The following is a 22,509-nucleotide window of genomic DNA, read 5'->3' as shown; positions in this document are numbered from 1 at the left end:
TTGTTTGTGGACAACGATGCTCAAGGCCAAAGGCTTTGATGACATTTTTACTCCTTTCTTTCTTTACGCCTGTCACTGTCCTTGCTAATGTGACAGATAAGGATGCTGTGGAAGTAGTGCAACAGCAAAAGAAACAGACCATTACCGGTACGGTAATTACTGGTGACACTAATGAACCGGCTATTGGAGCAACTGTTTATCTGAAAAATAGTACTACAGGTGCTATTACGGATATAAACGGTAAGTATAGTATTACTATAGAAGGTATAGGAGGCGTATTGGAGTTTTCTTATATCGGATATAAGAAGCAAGAAGTGGCTGTTAATAATCAAAAGCAAATAAACATTACGCTGATGCCTGATACGGAAGTGCTGGATGAAGTTGTGGTCGTTGGTTATGGTAGCCAAAAGAAAGAGAGTGTGGTAGGTGCTATCTCTACTTTGGATGTTAGTAAGTTGACTGTGCCGGGGTCGTCTATTTCAAATGCGCTGGCGGGACAGCTTTCGGGTATTGTTTCTATGAGCCGTTCGGGAGAACCGGGCAAGAACAGTGCTGCCGATTTCTATATCCGAGGTGTATCTTCCTTCACGGGAACCACCACTCCTCTGGTTCTGGTAGACGGTATTGAACGTGACCTTGACTTGGTGGATACCGATGATATCGCTGCTTTCTCCATTCTGAAAGATGCTTCGGCTTCGGCTGTATATGGTGTACGCGGTGCTAATGGCGTTATATTGATTACTACCAAAAAAGGTACCGTAGGTAAACCGCAGATTAATGTGCGTACTGAATTCGGCTTTACCCAGCCTACCAAGAAACCTCAAATGATGGGTTCCGCAGAATGGGCTGAACTTTATAACGAGGCTTACGGAAAAGAGTATTATACCCAGGCTGAAATACAGAAATATCGTGATGGAAGTGATCCGGATCTCTATCCTAATGTAGACTGGTTTGATGCTTTGTTCAAGAATACGGCTGCCAATCAGAATGTAAAATTGAATATTACAGGTGGTAGCGACATTGTGAAGTATTATATCTCCGGTTCGTTCTACAACGAAAGTTCTATTTTCAAGAATGCCGGAAATATTTATGGTTACGATTCTTCTATCCGTTATAATAAATTCAACTTCCGTGCGAATGTGGACTTGAACCTGACTAAGAGTACGGTGGTGAACTTCAATCTGGCGAATATTTACGAGAAGTCATTCGGCCCCGGTGCCGGCGACAATGACAATGATATTTGGTCATACACATTCCTGACTTCACCCAATGCTTATCCGGTGGAATATTCTGACGGTACGCTTTCGGGACCTTCTACCGACTCCGGTTTTAATCCTTGGAATCTGTTGGTGCATTCCGGATATCGCGAACAGTTCTGGAACTCTGCACAGTCTCTTATCGGTGTTACCCAGGATCTGGGTGCGTTGTGGAAACCGTTGGAGGGATTGACCGCCAATATCAAGTTTTCTTGGGATGCTTGGAATACAACAATACAACGTCGCTCAAAGACTTCCTCTTACTATCATGCCCGTGGACGTAATGAAGACGGTACCTTGAGGTATGATGAACTGGATGGTATTAAGGTGCCTGTACACACCGGTAGCGAAAATCTGGCTTTCGGTATAGGACGTGATGGAACCATGACACGTTACGTAGAGGGTTCGTTGAACTATAACCGTCTGTTCAATGACGTGCACCGTGTGGGAGCTTTGTTTCTTTACAATCATAAAATCCATACAAAAACTCAGGCCGGTAGTAGCGATGCCGCATTACCTTATAAGAACCAAGGTATAGCTGGCCGTCTTACTTATGCCTTCCGCGATACTTATTTTGCAGAAGTGAATATGGGTTACAATGGTTCTGAAAACTTTGCCCGTGGTCATCGTTTCGGCTTTTTCCCGGCATTTGCTTTGGGGTGGATGGTTTCCAATGAAAAATGGTTTGAACCCGTCACTAAGGTAGTGGATATGTTGAAGCTGAAAGGTTCTTACGGAAAGGTAGGTAACGATAATATCGGGGGTAACAGAAGATGGGCTTATGAGTCGAGTATTGTGGCCGGAGGTAGTTGGAACTATGGTAATACCGGTGGTAATGGTGGTAGCAGCCTTATTACCGGTGAGGTGGAAAATCTGACAGTCTCTTGGGAAGAAGCCAAGAAACTGAATGCCGGTGTTGAATTTTCCTTATTTAACAAGGTGAAAGTACAGGCCGATTATTTCCGTGAAGAACGTGTCGGTATCTTCTTGCAACGTGCCGGATTACCTGCCATTGTAGGTATATCTACTGTTCCTTACGTTAATGTGGGAGAGACATTAAATCAAGGATTTGATGCCAGCATTGAGTATACCCATCAGATTAAGGACGTATTGGTTACCGCCCGCGGAAACTTTACCTACAATCGTAACAAATTAAAGAATAATGACGAGCCCGATTGGGAATATAAATACCAAAATAAAATAGGTAAGCCTTTCGGTTCAGACGGTTATCTTCAACCTTTCGGTTTGGTAGCTCTTGGATTATTTGAAAGTGAAGAAGAAATTGCCAACAGCCCTGTTCAGAATTACGGTGAATATCGCGTGGGTGATATTAAGTATCAGGATACAAATGGTGACGGTAAAATCGATGATTTGGATAAAGTAGCTTTGGGGTATACTAATTTACCGGAAATTACTTATGGCTTTGGTGCAACAGCCCAGTGGAAAGGCTGGGACTTTAATGTGTTCTTCCAGGGAGTGGCTCGTACCAGCTTCTATTTGAACGGTTCGTCTATCCGTAGTCCGTTCTCGTCAGGTAATGCTGAACGTGGGGCTTTGAACTCAGATATATATGGTAAAGTATGGATGTCTACCAATACGGCGGAACAGAATGCCAATGCCATTTATCCACGGCTTAGCGGCGGTAGTGGCGGTCCGGGTGCTTCCAATAACTCCCAGGATTCTTCTTGGTGGTTACGCGACGGCTCGTTCATGCGTCTGAAGAGTCTGGAAATAGGTTATTCTTTGCCCAAGAGTATACTTGGAAAGTCTTTCATTAAGGCACTCCGTTTTTATGTGGCAGGTAACAATCTGTTGGAATTCAGCCCGTTCAAACTGTGGGATCCTGAAAAGAATAAAAATTATGCCGATGGTTCGGGATATCCGCTCAATCGTGTATTCTCCGTAGGGTTCAATGCTAATTTCTAAACTTTAATTAAATAAGAATTTTATGAAAACTCAAATAAAATCCCTTTTGCTTTTATGTTTCGCTGCCGGAAGCTTCATACTTTCTTCTTGCGATGATTTTCTGGATAGGCAGGAAGATGAGAAAATGACTTTTGAGAAGATATGGCAGTCAAGAAATACGGTTAAGCAATATTGGTTGAACGCTATGTCGTTCTTACCTCAACCCCGTAGTACGTATTGTGGTGACTACGATCCTTATTTAGGAGCTTCGGATGAGTGTACCATCGCTTATGACCGCCAGTATCGTTACATTAATTTTGGATCATGGAATGCTTCTAATGTTCCTTATTATAAAATGGCCAGTTATTATAAAGGTATTCGTGAATGTAATATCTTCATGCAGAATGTATATTCTTGTTCCGATCCTTTGGCAAACAAGGCGGATTTGGACATGTATTATTATCAGGCGAAATTTGCCCGCGCTTTCTATTATTTCTGTATGATGCGTGATTATGGACCTGTATTCTTGCTGGGTGATGAATTGCTTGACTTTACGGCTAGTACGGAAGATTTATATCGCCCGCGTAACACTTGGGATGAATGTGTGGATTATGTAGTAAGCGAAATGACGGCTTGTGCCGAGAGCGATGCTGTGAAAACACAGTTTGAAGCTGCTGAATATGGATTGGCTACGAAAGGAACTTGTTATGCGGTGATTTCCCGTCTGTTACTTTATTCTGCCCGTGATTTGTTCAATGGTAACACACTTTACAGCGGTGTGAAAAATCCGGTGACTGCCGATTTTCCGGAATTGTCAGGTGTCAACCTTTTCCCGCAAACTTATGATGCCAACAAGTGGCTCGAAGCGGCTAAAGCTGCTAAAAAGGTGATAGATATGCCTAACTATAAACTGTACCGGTCTAAAAACAATGATCCTTATGAAAATTATAACGGTATACTGGGTGAGCTTTGGAATGATGAACTGATTTGGACGGATGGATATAAAAATCGTTTCTATCTGGCGGTAAATGTAACACCGACCAGTGTACCGGGAACCGCTTATGGTGCAGTTGGACCTACGCAACAACAAGTGGATGCTTACGCCATGAGTAACGGACGTTATCCCATCACAGGGTATGAGGCGGACGGTACTCCTATCGTTGATCCGCAATCGGGGTACAATGCGGAAACGGAATTACAAAAAAGCGATTGGACATATCCTTTGCATGGATGGAGTGCTTACGGTGATTTTGCTATCAATGCGCCTAATATGTATAAAGATCGTGAGCCGCGCTTTTATGTATCAGTATTTTTTGGTGGTACCGGATGGGCATATCCCGATGGTTGGGCAGTTACTTCTTTTGCTAAAGGTGGAAATGGAAACAAGAGCCACGACTTTACAAAGAGTGGATATTTGATTAACCGTTTCTATGATCATAAACTGAATTCTACTTCCGGAACTTGGGGTAATGTTACTTTCCCTGTATTCCGTTTGGCGGAAATGTATCTGAATTTCATAGAAGCCGTGTTTGAATGCGAGAAGAGAGGAGTTGCCTTACCCGATGGATATCGCGCCAAAGCACTGGAAGTATGGGCCGACTTACGTGACCGTGTCGGATTGGATCCTATTACCGATATTTATCCCAACGCCACTGCTGACGAATTGATAGAGCTTTGCCGTAAGGAACGCCGTGTGGAACTTGCTTTTGAAAGCCATCGCTACTTTGATACTCGTACGTGGATGATTGCCGAGGAAACAGATGGTGGTCCTATGTATGGCATGAATACAAGTTTTCCTCAGCCGGCAGGTGATACTTCTGTAACTCCGGACGGTTACTGGGAACGTACTGTTTTTGAAACCCGTGTGTTCAAGAAGAATCATTACCTCTATCCGTTCTCACAAAGAGAGTTGGACCGTAATAAGTTGCTTACGCAAAACTATGGATGGTAATAGGAGTGGTATTTTAAGAATTTAAATCAAACGATAAACGAATAGTTTATATGAAAAAATATATATGTTATTATCTCCTCTTGGCTGTGTCTTTATTGTTTACACAGAGTGCCTGCGAGGATGGAAAAGATGAATTTCTGAGTGATTTCAGTACAATTCTTTACTTTAGGGATAGTGGTGCCATAAGTATGACTCTATATAAGACAGGGGAAGAAACAAATTACCGGTTGGCAGTCGTTAAAGCGGGTTCCGAATTGGGAGCTACTACCAGTGTGAGTGCCAAAGTAATGGACGATGCAGAATTGGTCGCTTATAATGCTGCGGAAGGCACTAACTATAAGATGATTCCGGCAGATTGTTATACAATTGATACATCCGATTTGAACTTTGGTACATCCGACTTGTATAAGACGGTAGATGTGTCTATTTCACCGGAAAGTGTAGAAAACTATCTGGATGAAAATAGTACCTTTGTAATCCCTTTTGAACTGGTGAATAGTCCCGATTCGATAAATGCGGAAAAGAAATATGCTTTTCTCCATGTTGTGAAGGTTTTGACACCGACTATCGGTTTTGAAAATACTGGGTATATTGCGACTGAGGATATCACCGATAATAGTGGTACTGTTACGATTCAACAGAAAGTTGTAATGCCAATAAATAATCAGTGGAACTTTGATTTTGTAGTTGAAGTAGACGAAGATGTATTGACGCAATATAATACAGATAATGCCGAGAGTCTGAATATGTTGACACAAGGAGCTTATAAAATAGAAGCGGCTGCATTTACCGCCGGTACAAATTCGGCAACAGTCAATATCTCTATTGATAAATCTAAATTGTCCTGGGGACGTCAGGCGTTACCATTACGTATCAAGAGTATTTCCAATGAAAACTTTGAGATAGATGCCGTAAGTGCCACATGCATTGTAGGTGTAAATTATACGGTACTGAGAAGTTCATTGAATGAAATAAACTTGTCGTTGGATATGTTGTCTTCTAATGCAACAGTCGAGGGTGACGGTACAGGTTTGACCGGTTTGTTCGATGGTAGGGCTTCCAATAAACATTGGCATGGTAATTATTCTGGTTCTGTTTTTGATCCTGTTTATGGACAATACATCGACTTCCATCTGAACAGTGCCATCAATCACTTTGCTTATAACCTTTGGACACGCTTTGAAAATGCGAATGGTGCACCTGTATCTACCGATATTTATGTAGGAAATGATGGTAGTACATGGACCAAATTAGGTACTGCGACCTCAACGTTGACGAAAGGTGACGAAGAGTATGCTTCCGGAGTATTCTCTTCAGGAACATCTTTCACTTATGTTCGTGTTGCGGTTACGAAGAGTAAAGCCGGTAATTGCCTTACTGGTTCTTACTGGAACTGCGGTGAAATGAAAATCTATGGAAAATGATGAGTTCTCTAACTTTACCGGAATGTTATCTCTCTCTTAATAACTGAAACAAATCTTCTAACCTTTATTTCGGGGGACGGAGGTAACGTACCGTCCCCCTCAAACAGGCATTCCGGAGTAAATTAATCATGTGGAGGAGAGTGGAGTATTTTGAAAATAATTCCTCTCTCTTTCTTTTTTTAACTTTAAATTAATACCTGATAATGATAAAGCTGTTTTATTCAACAATATTCTGCTTTTGCGGGGTACTATTTGCCCTTACAGCGTGTAGTAACAGTGATTCGGAAAAATGGGAAGAGCCTTTTTTTACCATTGCCGAGGAGTATCTCCAACAGGATTTTGATGCGAAATCTTCTTCTGTAGTTATTCCCATAAAGACCAATTTGGGAAGTGGTTTATGGGATGTGAAGTCCGATGCCGACTGGTGCCCTGTGACCAAAAGTACCTCTGATATGGGTGATATGGAAATTTTGCTGGCTGTGAAGGCAAGCGAGGAACCGGATATAAGGAATGCTACTGTTACCGTGACATCGGTAGAGGGAAACTATGCCATCAAGGTACGTCAATTGGGTTATGGACCAGCTATATTGGTCAAAACCGCACCGACTGCCGAGCTACCGGCTATAGGTGGTACATTCTCTATCACGATTACTTCTAACATAGAATACACTGTACATAAGTCTGATAATAGTGAATGGATAAAGGAAGTGCCTATAACACGTGCTTTGACGGATAAAAATTACACTTACCAGGTAGAAGCCAATCCGGATTATACTACTCGTACAGCTACTTTCACCTATACTTATTCCGAGGACGAAAATATAAAGGCTACTTGTGTGGTGACTCAGGATGCCAAGGCTTCGAGCTTGGATGATGTGGTACTGGAGGGGGATTTGAAGATAGTACCTACCGGTGGCAAAGACAGTGAGCATCAGAACGGACAGGGTATTGAGAATACTTTTGACGGAAAGATTGGTAATGAGGACCATATAATGTATCACTCTCCTTGGGGAACTAGTGCTAATTTCCCGGTTACATTGGAATATTTCTTCGATCAGAACCCCGATTTAGATTATATTGTTTATTATTCGCGTAGCGGAAACGGTAATTTCGGAGAGTTGGATATTTATACTGCTACAGCTGATGCACCGGATTACAAACTTCTCGGTTCATTTGACTTCAAGATGCAGAACGCGCCCAGCCGTGTGGATTTCGGGCAGACTTTACAGAAGGTGACCAAGATTAAGTTTACTGTGAAATCCGGTTTGGGCGACTATGTGAGTTGCAGTGAAATGGAATTTTACCAAAAGAATACCGATAAGAAGCTGGATAAACAGTTATTGACGGTCTTCACTGACCTTACCTGCAGTGAACTGAGAACCGATGTTACCGACAATGCCATTAATGCCTTGCCGGGATATTTCGCCAACATTGCCGTACAGTTGAAGAACAATACTTATGACGAATGGGAGAAAGAATTCCGTTTACAAAGCTATAAACCTTATAGTAATGTCGAAGAATGGGCGGAAACACTTATGACTAAGCAATATAGTAATCTGGATAACCCTACAGGCATTTATGTGAATGCGGGAGACTCGGTAATAGTACTGGTGGGCGACACGCATGGACAGACTATTTCTATCCAATGTATCGGTGAAGAAAATACCAGTGACGGCCAGAAGAACTATGTGCAGACTGCTGCCAGCGGAGAAACGCGCTTCCTCACAGAAGGTGTGAACAAGGTGGGCTTTTCTCAGAAAGGCATGTTGTTTATGATGTATACGGCAAATCCGGTTGCGGAACCCATTAAGATACATATTCCGCTTGGTAGCGGACAGGTGAGCGGATATTTTGATCTGGCACGTCACAAGACTAATGATAAATATAAGGAATTAATAGATAAAGCTACTTATAAATATTTTTGCGTGAGGGGTGAACGGATTATATTCTTTTTCCACCGCGAACAGATGAAGCAAGCCGTACCTTATGATATGCTGTCTGCCATCAACCTGTGGGATGATATTGTGGGGTGGCAACAGGAACTGATGGGAATTGAAGATGTACGTCCTTCGCAGGTGAATAACCATTTGTTTGCCATTTCTCCAGAGGGAAGTTATATGTGGGCATCGAGCTATCGTATTGCTTTCGTATATACCTATTTGAATAATATTTTACAGAAGGATAATGTGATGGCAGCAAAAGACAATGCATGGGGACCTGCACACGAAATAGGGCATATTCATCAGCGTGCCATCAACTGGCCGGGTTCTACCGAATCATCAAACAACCTGTTCTCCAACTATATTCTTTATAAGTTAGGTAAGTATTGTTCTCGTGGTAGTGAATTGAGTGCACTGGCAACCGCACGTTTCGTCAATAAGCAGGCGTGGTGGAACATGGGTTCGGCTACTCACCAAAATGAGGATACGGAAGTACATATGCGTATGAACTGGCAGTTGTGGAACTACTATCATCGTTGTGGTTATAAGAAAAACTTCTGGCAGACCTTATTCAAACTGTTGCGAGAAAACCGTATTTCAGAGAGTGATCCGGGTGAAGGGCAATTGAAGTTTGCCATGATGGCAAGTAAGGCTGCCAACGAAAACCTGACGGAATTTTTTGAAATGTGGGGTTTCTTCGAGCCGGTGGATGAAACGATAGAACAATATGGTACGTGGACTTACCGTGTATCAGAGCCTATGATAGAAACTGCCAAGAATTACATGGCGAAGTTCCCTGCTCCTAAACATGCTTTCTATTACTTGGAAGACCGAAAGAATGGAGATGTGGGAATTGATAATTATCGGGTGGGGGATGTTGGCTATTATACACAGTTCCAGAATAATGTGAAGATAACGAAAACTATTACCTGTAGCCGTTCCGGTCGTGCTTTCACGGTGGCTAATGGAGATGAGGCAGTAGCTTTTGAATTACGCAAGAATGGCAAGATACTTTATTTCTCTAACTTCTTCAATTTTGCCGTTCCTGATGGCATTGATTTGGAAGGTGCAGGTTTTTATGCTGTACAAGCGGATGGAACCCGGATAGAAATTAAATAAAAGGTTTAAAAGAACAATGCGCTCACTTCATAGGAAGCGCATTGTTTTTTTCCGACTTTTCATTGTAAAGATGATAGAGTCTCGCAGAGATTTTCTATTTTTGTAAGTATAGAACTTTAATTCCTCAGGAAGTTATGATAGAAGATATTCTTGAATACAATAAGCAATTCGTTACAAACAAGGGATATGAAAAGTACATAACCAATAAATATCCCGATAAGAAAATAGCTATTCTTTCTTGTATGGATACCCGCTTGACGGAACTGTTACCGGCGGCTTTGGGTATCAAGAATGGTGATGTAAAGATGATAAAAAATGCAGGTGGCATTATTTCACATCCTTTTGGTAGCGTTATCCGCAGTTTGATGGTCGCTATCTATGAATTGGGAGTGACGGAAGTCATGGTGATAGCACATTCCGATTGCGGTGCTTGCCACATGAGCAGCGCCAAGATGATAGAGAATATGAAGGCCAGAGGAATCAAGCAGGAAACCATCGATATGATTCGTTTTTGCGGAGTTGATTTTGAGTCTTGGTTATATGGATTTGAAGATACGGAGAAGTCGGTGAGGAGTACGGTAGAGTCAATCCTTAACCATCCGTTGATACCTTCGGATATTGCTGTACACGGTTTTATCATCGATTCCGTTACAGGAGCTTTGACAGCTGTCAAGTAAACTGATATAGGGCTTTCCTATATCAACTCACCGTAATCTCGCCTGCAATGGGGTGGCTCATTCGATTACGCACTTCGGCAAGCGAATAATTATGCCCTAAAAGGAACATTAGTTTGGTGACGGCAGATTCTGTTGTACTGTCGTATCCGCAAACCACACCGGCCTGCATCAGGCGGTAACCGGTTTCGTAACGTTCCATTTCTACTGTGCCCGCACTGCATTGGGTGACATTTACAATGATAATCCCCCGTTCGCATGCATCTTTCAATTGGCGGAGGAACCATTCCTTGCGGGGAGCGTTTCCAGAACCATACGTTTCAAGTACCAATGCCCTTAAACCTTTGGCAGCAAGAACAGCCGCTACGATATTTTCCTGAATTCCCGGAAAGAGTTTCAGAACGGCAATATTCGTGTCAAGCAGATAATGTGGTACTAACTTTTGCTGGATATTATCTGTATGAATTTGCACATTATTATATTTTATATGTATCCCCGCTGAAGCAAGTACCGGATAATTGAACGAACGGAACGCATTGAAGTTCTCGGCATTCATTTTGGTTGTACGATTGCCGCGCATCAGGTGGTTCTCAAAGAAAATACATACTTCCGGTACGACGGGACGTCCATTGGGATGGCAGGCGGTGGCTATTTCTATACTCGTCAGCAGATTTTCCTTGCCGTCTGTACGGAGTACACTGATGGGTAGCTGTGATCCGGTAAGGATAACCGGTTTACCCAAACCTTCGAGCATAAAGCTGAGTGCGGAAGCCGTATAGGCCATTGTATCTGTCCCGTGAAGAATGACAAAACCGGTATATTGCTCATAGTTGTCACTTATGATATGTACAAGTTTACGCCAGGCATCAGGATCCATATCTGAAGAATCTATTGGAGGATCGAATTGATAAGTATCGATGCTGAATGTAAATTTCTGTAGTTCGGGCACATGCTTCTGTAACTGTTCAAAGTTGAAGTTCTCCAAAGCACCGGTCTCGGTATTTTCTATCATTCCGATGGTTCCGCCGGTGTATATTAACAAAACGGAAGTATTTTCAGGGGTCATATACGCTATTCTAACAAGGTTTGTATGCAAAGATAATGATATATCTTTAGAATTATGACAAAATGATATAAAATAACCGGTTGTATAATGAGGGTATAACCTACGGTGTGTGAAAATGTTAGTCAGTAAATGTGCAGATTTCTTGCCTTTTTATATGCTTCCTGTATTTTTATCGTAAAAAAGTCGTAAAAAGTGATAGATTGAATGTTTTTATTGTTACTTTTGCAACACTTATCAGAAAAGATAGAAACAAGAGACTATGAATAAGTACTATCAGTATACAGTCACATCCATGTGCACCATGACCCTTAGGGGTTAAGGGATAGTATTTGTGTTTCTACGTGTTACACCATTTTTCAGCAGTTATTTTATTTAATATCATTTTTCATTCATGCTTTGCAGGCGGAGGTATCTGTAATCTTGAGCTTGTCGAAGGATTTCTTCCCTTAGAAGTAATAGTATGATGAAAACAGAAAAAAGATATACTTTCATTGTTTTTGGTACGATAGATACCGATTGTAATGTAAGTATAAAAATCGATAATCAGAAAACAACAACATAATGAAAGTATTGAAATTCGGCGGTTCATCCGTAGGAACCGCAAATAGTATTTTAAGTGTCAAGAGAATTGTAGAAGCAGTGAATGAACCGGTGATTGTGGTAGTTTCTGCATTGGGTGGCATTACGGACCAACTGATAAATACATCAAAGATGGCCTCTGTGGGTGATGCTTCTTATGAGAATGAATTTCGTGAGATTGTTTATCGCCATGTAGAAATGATTAAGGAGGTAATTCCTGCCGGTGAAGCACAAGTTGCCTTGCAACGTCAGGTAGGTGAACTGCTCAATGAACTGAAAGATATTTTTCAGGGTATTTATTTAATCAAAGACCTTTCACAAAAGACTTCCGATACGATTGTCAGCTATGGTGAACGTCTTTCTTCTATCATTACCGCACAACTGACAGGCGCGGAATGGTTTGATTCCCGTAAATTTATCAAAACAGAAAAGAAACACTCCAAGCATGTGCTTGATACGGAACTGACCAATTCGCTGGTGCGTGAAACATTCAAAGATGCTCCACGGCGTGTATTGGTTCCGGGATTTATCTCTACCGACAAAATTACCGGAGATGTAACCAACCTCGGTCGTGGTGGTTCTGATTATACAGCTGCCATCATTGCTGCTGCACTGAATGCGGACAGCCTTGAGATATGGACAGATGTAGACGGATTTATGACAGCAGACCCGCGTGTAATTTCTACTGCTTATACTATCAGCGAACTCAGCTATGTGGAGGCTACGGAACTTTGTAACTTTGGTGCGAAAGTGATATATCCACCGACGATTTATCCGGTTTGCCACAAGAATATACCCATCTTGGTGAAGAATACCTTCAACCCCGAAGGGATAGGTACGGTTATCAAGCAAGAGGTTTCCAATCCACAGAGTAAAGCCATTAAAGGTATTTCTTCTATCAATGACACCAGCCTGATTACCGTGCAAGGTTTGGGTATGGTAGGTGTAATTGGTGTAAACTACCGTATTTTTAAAGCGTTGGCAAAAAACGGTATCAGTGTGTTCTTGGTTTCACAGGCTTCATCAGAGAATTCCACATCTATCGGAGTGCGCAATGCCGATGCCGACCTCGCTTGCGAAGTACTGACCGAAGAATTTGCCAAAGAGATTGAAATGGGAGAGATTTCACCCATCTTGGCAGAAAAGAACTTGGCTACAGTGGCCATTGTCGGAGAAAACATGAAGCATACGCCGGGTATAGCCGGTAAATTATTTGGTACGTTGGGACGTAATGGCATTAATGTGATAGCTTGCGCGCAGGGGGCTTCGGAGACGAATATTTCATTTGTTGTTGACAACAGGTCGTTGCGTAAATCTTTGAACGTAATCCATGATTCTTTCTTCCTTTCGGAGTATCAAGTGCTCAACCTCTTTATTTGTGGTATTGGTACGGTGGGAGGCAGCCTGATAGAACAAATCCACAGTCAACGTCAGAAGCTGATGCAGGAGAATGGTTTACAACTGAATGTAGTGGGTATCGCCGATGCCAACAAAGCGATGTTCAGTCGCGAAGGCTTCGATCTGGGACGTTTTCGTGAAGAATTGCAAGTGAAAGGTAAAGAAAGTTCGCTCGAAACGTTGCGTAACGAGATTATCGGCATGAATATTTTCAATTCCGTGTTTGTTGACTGTACCGCCAGTGCAGGTGTGGCGTCACTCTATAAAGATTTGCTGCAACACAACGTTTCCGTGGTGGCTGCCAATAAGATTGCCGCTTCTTCGGAATATGAGAACTACCGTGAGTTGAAGCAGATAGCTCGTCAACGCGGTGTGAAGTACTTGTTTGAAACTAACGTCGGTGCGGGGTTGCCAATTATCAATACGATTAACGACCTCATCCATAGCGGCGACAAGATATTAAAGATTGAAGCCGTGCTGAGTGGTACGCTGAATTATATCTTCAATAAGATCAGTGCGGATATTCCTTTCAGTAAGACCATCAAGATGGCACAGGAAGAACGCTATTCCGAACCTGATCCGCGTATTGATCTGAGTGGTAAGGACGTTATTCGTAAACTGGTGATTTTGGCGCGTGAAGCCGGTTATCGCTTGGAACAAAGTGATGTTGAAAAAAATCTTTTTGTACCCGATGACTTCTTTGAAGGTTCTCTGGATGATTTCTGGAAGAAAGTGCCGAGTCTTGATGCTGACTTTGAAGCACGTCGCAAGGTTTTAGAGGCCGAAAACAAACATTGGCGTTTCGTTGCCAAGTTGGAAAACGGAAAAGCATCTGTAGGCTTACAGGAAGTAGGTGCCAACCATCCGTTCTATGGCTTGGAAGGCAGTAACAATATCATTTTGCTGACTACGGAACGCTATAAAGAATATCCGATGATGATACAAGGTTATGGAGCTGGCGCAGGTGTGACGGCTGCGGGAGTATTTGCGGATATTATGAGTATTGCAAACGTATAATCAATAAAGGAAATGAAACATATTATCATATTAGGTGACGGAATGGCTGACTGGCCTGTGAAGTCATTAGGTGGCAAGACGCTGTTGCAAAGCGCCAAGATCCCTTATATGGATAAGCTGGCGCAAATGGGACGTGTGGGGCGGTTAAAGACTGTTGCCGACGGTTTCCATCCAGGCAGCGAAGTGGCGAATATGTCCGTTTTGGGTTATAATCTTCCGAAAGTGTACGAAGGTCGCGGACCTTTGGAAGCTGCAAGTATCGGTGTGGAGTTGAAACCCGGTGAGATGGCGATGCGCTGTAATATCATCTGTATCGAAGGTGATAATATAAAGAACCATTCAGCCGGACACATCACGACTGAAGAAGCCGATGTGTTGGTGAAATATTTGCAAGAACAACTGGGTGACGAACGGGTACGCTTTTATACAGGTGTTCAATATCGCCATCTGCTGGTAATCAAAGGGGGCGACAAGCGTATTGACTGTACCCCACCGCATGATGTTCCTTTAAAACCTTTTCGTCCTCTACTGGTGAAGCCGATGCCGGGTACGGAGAATATTACTACTCCTGAAGGGCAGGCAGACTTGACACCTCAGCAAACTGCCGACCTGATAAACGACCTGATCATGCGTTCTTGGGAACTTTTGCAAAATCATCCTATCAACCAAAAACGTATGGCCGGGGGGAAAGACCCTGCAAACAGTATCTGGCCGTGGAGCCCGGGGTATCGTCCGCAGATGGAACGCCTTTCTGACAAGTTTCCGCAAGTGAAGTGTGGTGCTGTGATTTCGGCTGTTGATTTGATTAACGGCATCGGTTATTATGCCGGATTGCGTCGCCTGATTGTTGAAGGAGCAACGGGGCTGTATGATACGAATTACGAAAACAAGGTAGCTGCCGCCCTTGATGCGCTGAAAACGGATGATTTTGTTTACTTGCATATCGAAGCCAGTGATGAGGCGGGTCATGAAGGTGACATTTCTTTGAAGACTTTGACGATCGAGAACCTGGATAGTCGTGCAGTAGGTCCTGTTTACGAAGCTGTGAAGAACTGGGACGAACCCGTCTCTATAGCCGTATTGCCCGATCATCCTACACCTTGCGAGCTTCGTACCCATACTAATGAGCCTGTTCCTTTCTTTATCTGGTATCCGGGTATCGAGCCGGACGAGGTACAGACATTCGACGAAGTGGCGGCCTGTAACGGCAGTTACGGTTTGATGAGAGAAGATGAGTTTATTAATGAATTTATGAAAGAAATATTATGAAATATTACAGCACTAACAAACAAGCTCCCGAAGCTACGCTTGAAGAAACCGTAGTAAAGGGGCTTGCCGCAGACAAAGGACTTTTCATGCCCTTTGTAATCAAATCCTTACCGCAAGAGTTTTATGACAGCATTGATACACTGAGTTTCCAGGAAATAGCTTATCGTGTGGCAGATGCATTCTTTGGCGAAGATGTTCCTGCTGATATCTTGAAACAGATTGTTTATGATACGCTCAGTTTCGATGTCCCTTTGGTTGGGGTTACGGAGAATATTTATTCGCTCGAACTTTTTCATGGACCGACGCTTGCCTTTAAGGATGTAGGCGGTCGTTTCATGGCACGTTTACTGGGTTATTTTATCAAAAAAGAGGGTAAAAAACAGGTTAATGTTCTTGTAGCCACTTCCGGTGACACGGGTAGTGCTGTTGCCAATGGCTTTCTCGGTGTGGAGGGTATTCATGTGTATGTGCTCTATCCGAAAGGGAAAGTCAGTGAGATCCAGGAAAAACAGTTTACTACTTTGGGACAGAATATCACGGCTATCGAGGTGGATGGTACGTTCGACGACTGCCAGGCTTTGGTTAAATCTGCTTTTATGGATCGGGAACTCAACGAGCACTTGCAACTCACCAGTGCCAATTCCATTAACGTGGCGCGTTTCCTGCCACAGGCATTCTACTATTTCTATGCCTACGCTCAACTGAAGCGTATCGGCAAGAGTGATAATGTCGTTATTTGCGTGCCCAGCGGCAACTTCGGTAATATCACCGCCGGACTCTTCGGTAAACGTATGGGACTTCCCGTGAAACGCTTCATCGCATCCAACAACCGTAACGACATTTTCTTCCAATACCTGAATACAGGTGTTTATACACCGCGTCCAAGTATAGCCACCATCGCCAATGCCATGGATGTGGGTGATCCTAGTAACTTTGCCCGCGTACTAGACCTTTACGGCGGTAGCCATGCCGCTATCTCTGCCGAGATAAGTGGGGCGACTTATACCGACGAGCAGATTGCCGAGACCATGAAAAACGTGTGGAAGAAAGATCGTTATCTTCTTGACCCGCACGGTGCTTGCGGATATCGCGCCTTGGTCGAGGGTTTACAGTCTGGTGAAACAGGTGTGTTCCTGGAAACTGCCCATCCGGCAAAATTCAAGGATACGGTAGAACGTATTATCGGTGAGTCCGTGCAGATACCGGAGAAACTTCAAACCTTTATGCGTGGAGAGAAGAAAAGTTTGCTGATGTCGAAAGATTTTGTGGACTTCAAGAATTATCTGATGAAGCTATAAAAAGTCTGGAAATACTTGATATTGTCTTTTTTATGTTTTAACTTTGTAAAGTTCAATGATAGATATTTATTAATATTAAGTTGGGGAAACGGAAGGGCATTGCTCTTCCGTTTTTATTTTGTCCTTACATAACTTCATTGCAAATGCTACACTTCAGTTTTGAGGATGTCAACCTTAGTTAACCTAAATGCCACACCTCAGCAGGTGAAATGACGGGTATTTACGGGGTTAACATGTGGCATTTAAAGAGCTGAAGTGTGGTAACCTGGTTATTGAATCGCGTCATTCCCATGATGTGTCTTTGCAAAGTGTATAGTCTGTTGTGAGCAAACAGACTATGCGTCTCATTCGAACAGATGATATATTTGAAGCAGACAGAACCTCTGTCTTACAGTTAATGATATATAAATCTGCTCTTGACGGATTTTACTTCTCCGTTATCATTTTCATTCTTCCTGCTTTGTGATGATTATCCCAAATAACAAGGATCTCTATTTTCAACAAGCTATGTCGATAGAAAACAGTATAGTTGGGATGTGGGGTGACGTAACGTATATTCTCCATTTCGGTGACTTTTCCGATGAAGGGGTTCAGGGTGATACGGTGAAGAACATTTTGAAACAGACCATATAGCGTTTTACAACTTCGCTTATCTCCTTGTTTGTCTATAGTGGATAACAGGATTTTTTTTAGTTCCTCTTTGGCAAGGGGAGACCAGATTACTTGTTTAGCCATTTTTCTACCTCCTCATTGATGGTTATATCTTCTTGTCCCAATCCGTTTTCAATTTGTTGGCAGGCGGTTTTAATGTCCAGCCGCAGTCGGATATAGAAAGCAAGGACGGACTTAGGTTGTTTGGATGATGGCTTTGTCTTGTTATTTTCTTCTTTTTCTGTCATAATATAATCTCCTATCTTTTCTTTAAAACATAATAAAGTAATAAATTGTTGTACCCTCAAAATATAATCTTATGAAGGATAAGAAGCTGGAAGCCAATCTCAGCATGATTGCGTCGCGCGTCATGGCCGGATTGAATATGAATGCGTTGAAATTTCTGCTCCCCTTGTGGCTGGGTGCGTTGACGGGTGTCACTATGCGATGTATATTTGCGGCAGTGATGTTTTGGATAACAGGCTGGTTTGTAAAGGAAGCACCTGTTACAAAGCGGCAGCAGATGAAACTGTTTTGCCTTGGAGCTTTTGGATTGTATGGGTTTATGTTTTGCTATCTGTTGGGTATCAGTAAGACTACTCCGGTTTCCAGTGCTATATTTAACTCTATGCAGCCCATTTGGGTATTTCTTATTTCTGTCTTTTTTCTTCAAGAGAAGGCTACATTGATGAAGATTATCGGCATTGCTTTGGGGTTTGGAGGTGCGTTATTATGTATCATTACGCAAGGTAGTGATGATTTGGCCCATGATGCTTTTACGGGAAATATACTTTGTATGATTAGTTCGCTGGTGTTTGCCGTCTATCTGATTGTGAGCAAGAAATTATTGGAAAAAGTGGGAGTGGTGACGATGATGAAATATATCTTTGGCAGTGCGGCGGTAATGGGGCTGGTTGTTTCGTCGATTGTGGGTTGGGATGCTCCTTTATTTGTAGACGCCTGGCACGGAAGGTGGCATTGGATGGTATGGGCTGTTTTGGCGTTTGTTCTCATTTTCCCTACCTACATAAGTTATTTTCTTGTTCCTATCGGACTGAAATATCTAAAGACAACAGTTGTTTCCATTTACAGCTATCTGATTTTGGTGGTCACTACCGTTACTTCCCTTTTATTGGGGCAAGATCGCTTTAGCTGGACACAAGCCGTTGCGATTGTCATGATTTGTATCAGTGTATACTTTGTAGAAGTGGCGGAGAGAAAGAAAACGTGATTATTGATTGGTATAATTGATAAATATCAGATATTCCCCTTCTGCTTCAATTGTGAATTCCTCTCCCGTACATTCATTGAGTGTACCTTGCCACCAATTGGTGAAGTTTCTGAGTGGATAAACCAACCCTTTTCCGCATAGTCCGCAGGCTGTGAAGTTGATGATGGATATCTGTTGACCGGGAGAACAAGGGAAGCTCTGTGTATTCCGGCAGGGAATAAATACACCGTAGTTCGTGAACATACGTACATCGGCACCTGCATGCATATAATCCATAAGTAAGCTGATATTTCCTAAAGTATGGTCTTCTCGTTTCCCGGTAGCTCCAACGATGGCAATCCGGTGTTTGCCCTGTGAAAGGAGATAGTCAACGGCTTTGGTTTGGTCGTTTGTTTCCTGATCGTTGATACGATGGAGAACATGTCCGTATTTTGTACGGTTCTTTTCACTGAGAGAATCTCCGTCACCGATAATCATATCTGGTACATGTCCCTGCCGGATATATTCATCGGCTCCACCATCGCAGCAAACTACGTAAGGTGCTTTTTTTAGGATATTCAAAGGCTGGGGATGCGTCGGGTATTCCCCGTTTGCTAAAATTACTGCTTCTACCATCTTTCTGTCTGATTTTACGTTGGGAAAATGAAGAATGTAGAACTTGGCTGTGTTATGCAAACATACCGCAAGGTAATTCTTCATTCTTAGTTCTTTCATTTAAATCATCATTTTCTTCCATTTAAAGTAACCAAAAATAGCGATTATTGTGTAAAGACCGTATAAGGCGGCTGTATAATCGAGCCCTTTGTAGATATACAAACCGCAACTAACGGCATCCACCGCAATCCATGCCCACCACTGTTCCACATATTTACGAGCCAACATCCACATACCGATGATACTTAGTGCAGTAGTGAAAGAATCCAACCAAGGTACGTTACTATCTGTGAAGTTTATCAATATCCAGGCGATGGGCACGAGGGTAAGGACGAATACGGCGGTAAGCGGTAATAGATACTGTAACGGCATGCGGGTGATGGGTAACTCTACTTGTCGTTTTTCCTTGCCTGAAATTTGTTTACGCAGAAACTTACGACGTAGGAAACTTCCGTATTTCCACATCGTCCAGCCATAAATGGCAGCCCCCAGATAATAGATATTGATACCGAAATCGGCATACAAACCGGCATCGTAGTAAACAAAAATGTAGATGGCGGGCATAACGATACCCGCTATCCAAAGATAGATACTGGCACGGTATTCTAACCAAAGGTAGAGAAGTCCGACAAGTGTACCTATGATTTCAAGAATTTGTTCCATACGTTAGAAACTTAGTGTGATGTGCGCCAAAGCATTGATACCGGCATTCGGATAATAGGCTGCATAATTTGAGGTATAAAGCAGTTTACTGTCCGATGTCTTTATCTGGTCTTTGCCGTGGCCTTCATAGACGGCACTTCCTGATGCATATCCATTGCTTTCGTAGAGCTCATTAAAGAGGTTATACACTGTAACTCCTACATTGACAGACTTTATACCGTGTAGTTTGAAAGTATAACCTACATTGAGGTTACTTACCCAGTATGCATTCAGTGTACAATCTTCCTGATGGGCATTGTTGAGGTACTGTTTGCTGACGTATTGCGTCTGTAAAGAAGCATTGATACCTTTATAGTCGAACGAAATCAAACTGTTTGCCATAAAATCCGGGGAAAATGATATAGGGGTTGTTCCTATATAACGGGTGGTTTGTGAGATACCCCAACTTTCACTATACATGTCGTTCCAGTCTTCATTGACGTCACTCAGGTATTCCGTATAATTTTTGATACGGTTACGGCTCAAGGTGGCGTTGATGTCCCAACGCACCCATTGGGCAATCTGTACACCTGCCATCAGTTCAATACCCATGCGATAACTGTCTTTTACGTTTTCTGCTACGGCTTCACCGATTTCGTTCAACTGCCCATTCAGCACCAATTGGTCTTTATAGTCCATATAGTAAAGATTGACTCCTGCGTTGAACCAGTTTTTATGGAAAGTGTATCCCAGTTCATAGTCGAAAAGACGTTCTGCCTTGGGACGAGCAGCGAAGAGATTATCGGTATAATTATTACGGGTAGGTTCTTTATGGGCAACGCTGAAGGAACCGTATACTTTATTATATGGGTTGATACTCCAGAAAACACCGGTTTTCGGGTTGAAGAAATTAAATTCTTCGTCGATGTTGAGCGGTTGCAGATGACCGGGATCAGCAGTCCAGTCCCATTTATCGTTGTTGCCATTTATCTTGTAACGGGTGTAACGATATTGCAGGTCGGCATAGAGATTAACGCCACCACCTACTTTCCAGTTGGCTTTCGCATAGATATTACCATCTGTTTTGCGACTGATGTTACGGTAGTATTCATGGTCGGGGCTTAGGTTACCGATATAGTCCTTTACCCATATCACCTTACCGTTGTGCGTATTCTTATAATAGTTCAATCCTCCGCCTATGGATGCATCGATTTTATCACTGTTATAGTTTACGGAGAACACTCCACCACCAAAACCGCTGTTCACTAATTTACGTCGTACGAGATTGGACTTTTTGATAGTCTGACCATTCACCTCGAAAGGCTGCAGACCATATTCCATCAAGGTACGTGCGTTTTTATATTCTTCGTAATAGCCATCTCCGTCGGTATAGTGCAGGGCTACGTTTAGATCCCAAAACGGCGATAGGATCTGGTTCAGTAACAGTTGGTAATGTGTTTGGCGATAATAGTCTATCTGGTTGTCATAGAAACCTGTCACGTTTCCTTCATCATCCTTTATTTCTCCGTTTGGATTGTATTTACGATGTGCTTGTAGCATCTCTTTGTCCAGCCCGTCCCAAGCATGGTAAGTCTCTTCTTTTCCACCAAAGGTGATGAACTTGATAGTGGTATTTTCATTGTAATAACCACCCTGGACAAAATAAGATTTCAGGTCGGCGTCGGCACGGTCTCTGTAACCGTCACTTTGGATATTAGACAGACGAGCGTCAAACCCCCAATGCTCATTGATGATACCTGTTCCCACTTTTACGGTTTCTTTATGCGTGTTGAACGAGCCGTAAGAACCGGAGATTTCAGCGTATGGTTTCGGTGAAATACCTTGTGTCTGCATGTTGATACTGGCGCCGAAAGCACCTGCACCGTTTGTTGAAGTTCCCGCGCCACGTTGGATTTGCATATCTTGCAGGGATGAAGCAAAATCGGGCGTGTTTACCCAGAAGATGGAATGGCTCTCGGCATCGTTCATCGGTATACCGTTGGTAGTGACGTTGATGCGCGTAGCATCCGTTCCGCGCACACGAATACTGGTATAGCCGATGCCGGTTCCTGCATCGCTTGTTGTCAGTACAGAAGGGGTAAATGTCAGTAAATATGGAATATCCACTCCGAAATTCTGTTTTTTCAGTTGTTCTTTACTTACATTGGTAAATGCCACCGGAGTGGTTCCTGTGGCACGTGTGGAAATAATTTCTACTTCCTGTAGATCCACTACTTGCAAGCTATCCTTTTCTTTGGGCTGCGCACAGACACTCAACGCTACCATTAGAAGGCATGTCGCCATTACACGTCTTTTCATTTGCAATACTTTTATTTGATGTTTTTACTTTCATCACAGAGAATACTGGGTTCACAAAGATTTTTTAACCGCAAATCATGCGGACTAACACAAGCTTTTATCCTTTTATGACTTCT

15 protein-coding genes are annotated in these 22,509 nt (G+C 42.7%); 9 read left to right on the top strand and 6 right to left on the bottom strand.

Annotated elements, in window-relative coordinates:
* The first annotated feature begins 38 nt into the window (after positions 1 to 38).
* From C1A09_RS15335 to C1A09_RS15315, 5 genes are all read left to right on the top strand, one after another.
* On the top strand, positions 39 to 3,182 hold the full coding sequence (locus C1A09_RS15335) for a SusC/RagA family TonB-linked outer membrane protein (protein ID WP_245875059.1): 3,144 nt from the start codon (positions 39 to 41) through the stop codon (positions 3,180 to 3,182).
* Between the two features lie 22 nt (positions 3,183 to 3,204).
* Positions 3,205 to 5,112 (top strand): RagB/SusD family nutrient uptake outer membrane protein, encoded by a 1,908-nt coding sequence (locus C1A09_RS15330; protein ID WP_101545989.1) that lies wholly within the window; start codon positions 3,205 to 3,207, stop codon positions 5,110 to 5,112.
* Between the two features lie 50 nt (positions 5,113 to 5,162).
* Positions 5,163 to 6,536 carry a BT_3987 domain-containing protein gene (locus C1A09_RS15325; protein ID WP_101545986.1) on the top strand — a complete coding sequence of 458 codons (1,374 nt, stop codon included), beginning with the start codon at positions 5,163 to 5,165 and terminating at the stop codon, positions 6,534 to 6,536.
* A gap of 203 nt (positions 6,537 to 6,739) precedes the next feature.
* Positions 6,740 to 9,595, top strand: coding sequence for a M60 family metallopeptidase (locus C1A09_RS15320; RefSeq protein ID WP_101545984.1), 2,856 nt, complete (start codon positions 6,740 to 6,742; stop codon positions 9,593 to 9,595).
* A gap of 134 nt (positions 9,596 to 9,729) precedes the next feature.
* On the top strand, positions 9,730 to 10,272 hold the full coding sequence (locus tag C1A09_RS15315; protein WP_101545982.1) for a beta-class carbonic anhydrase: 543 nt from the start codon (positions 9,730 to 9,732) through the stop codon (positions 10,270 to 10,272).
* Positions 10,273 to 10,294: 22 nt separating this feature from the next.
* Here the strand turns inward: C1A09_RS15315 and C1A09_RS15310 are convergent, their stop codons facing one another.
* Entirely contained in the window at positions 10,295 to 11,335 is a 1,041-nt protein-coding gene (locus tag C1A09_RS15310; protein WP_101545980.1) for an asparaginase, read from the bottom strand.
* Positions 11,336 to 11,896: 561 nt separating this feature from the next.
* Here C1A09_RS15310 and thrA point away from each other — a divergent pair.
* The 3 genes from thrA to thrC are packed head-to-tail and all read left to right on the top strand — an operon-like array spanning position 11,897 to position 16,896.
* A complete protein-coding gene (thrA, locus tag C1A09_RS15305) occupies positions 11,897 to 14,329 on the top strand; it encodes a bifunctional aspartate kinase/homoserine dehydrogenase I (protein WP_101545978.1) in 2,433 nt (810 codons plus the stop codon).
* A gap of 12 nt (positions 14,330 to 14,341) precedes the next feature.
* A complete protein-coding gene (locus C1A09_RS15300; RefSeq protein WP_101545976.1) occupies positions 14,342 to 15,598 on the top strand; it encodes a cofactor-independent phosphoglycerate mutase in 1,257 nt (418 codons plus the stop codon).
* Positions 15,595 to 16,896: a threonine synthase gene (gene thrC, locus C1A09_RS15295; protein WP_101545974.1), complete on the top strand. Its 1,302-nt coding sequence runs from the start codon at positions 15,595 to 15,597 to the stop codon at positions 16,894 to 16,896. The genes C1A09_RS15300 and thrC overlap by 4 nt, the downstream gene beginning before the upstream one ends.
* A gap of 426 nt (positions 16,897 to 17,322) precedes the next feature.
* Here thrC and C1A09_RS15290 read toward each other — a convergent pair whose 3' ends face one another.
* Together C1A09_RS15290 and C1A09_RS15285 are read right to left on the bottom strand one after the other, a co-directional pair.
* Complete coding sequence (locus C1A09_RS15290) at positions 17,323 to 17,631, bottom strand: type II toxin-antitoxin system RelE/ParE family toxin (protein WP_101545972.1); 309 nt, start codon at positions 17,629 to 17,631, stop codon at positions 17,323 to 17,325.
* Positions 17,616 to 17,795: a hypothetical protein gene (locus tag C1A09_RS15285; RefSeq protein WP_101545970.1), complete on the bottom strand. Its 180-nt coding sequence runs from the start codon at positions 17,793 to 17,795 to the stop codon at positions 17,616 to 17,618. Before C1A09_RS15285 ends, C1A09_RS15290 begins: the two co-directional genes overlap by 16 nt.
* 71 nt (positions 17,796 to 17,866) lie before the next feature.
* Between C1A09_RS15285 and C1A09_RS15280 the strand changes: the two genes are divergently transcribed.
* Positions 17,867 to 18,778, top strand: coding sequence for a DMT family transporter (locus C1A09_RS15280; RefSeq protein ID WP_101545968.1), 912 nt, complete (start codon positions 17,867 to 17,869; stop codon positions 18,776 to 18,778).
* On the opposite strand, the gene C1A09_RS15275 is transcribed toward C1A09_RS15280, so the two are convergent.
* The 3 genes from C1A09_RS15275 to C1A09_RS15265 form a co-directional block, all read right to left on the bottom strand.
* The gene (locus C1A09_RS15275) at positions 18,779 to 19,393 is read right to left on the bottom strand and encodes a thiamine diphosphokinase (protein WP_101546081.1); all 615 of its coding nucleotides are present in this window, start codon (positions 19,391 to 19,393) and stop codon (positions 18,779 to 18,781) included. It abuts the gene before it with no gap.
* A gap of 99 nt (positions 19,394 to 19,492) precedes the next feature.
* A complete protein-coding gene (gene pnuC, locus C1A09_RS15270) occupies positions 19,493 to 20,095 on the bottom strand; it encodes a nicotinamide riboside transporter PnuC (RefSeq protein ID WP_101545966.1) in 603 nt (200 codons plus the stop codon).
* Positions 20,096 to 20,098: 3 nt separating this feature from the next.
* The gene (locus tag C1A09_RS15265; RefSeq protein WP_101545964.1) at positions 20,099 to 22,393 is read right to left on the bottom strand and encodes a TonB-dependent receptor; all 2,295 of its coding nucleotides are present in this window, start codon (positions 22,391 to 22,393) and stop codon (positions 20,099 to 20,101) included.
* Between the last annotated feature and the right edge of the window lie 116 nt (positions 22,394 to 22,509).

This window comes from Bacteroides cutis, assembly GCF_900241005.1.
GTDB lineage: Bacteria > Bacteroidota > Bacteroidia > Bacteroidales > Bacteroidaceae > Bacteroides > Bacteroides cutis.
Note: the sequence above shows the minus strand (reverse complement) of the source record. Positions and strands in the feature narration are given on the sequence as shown.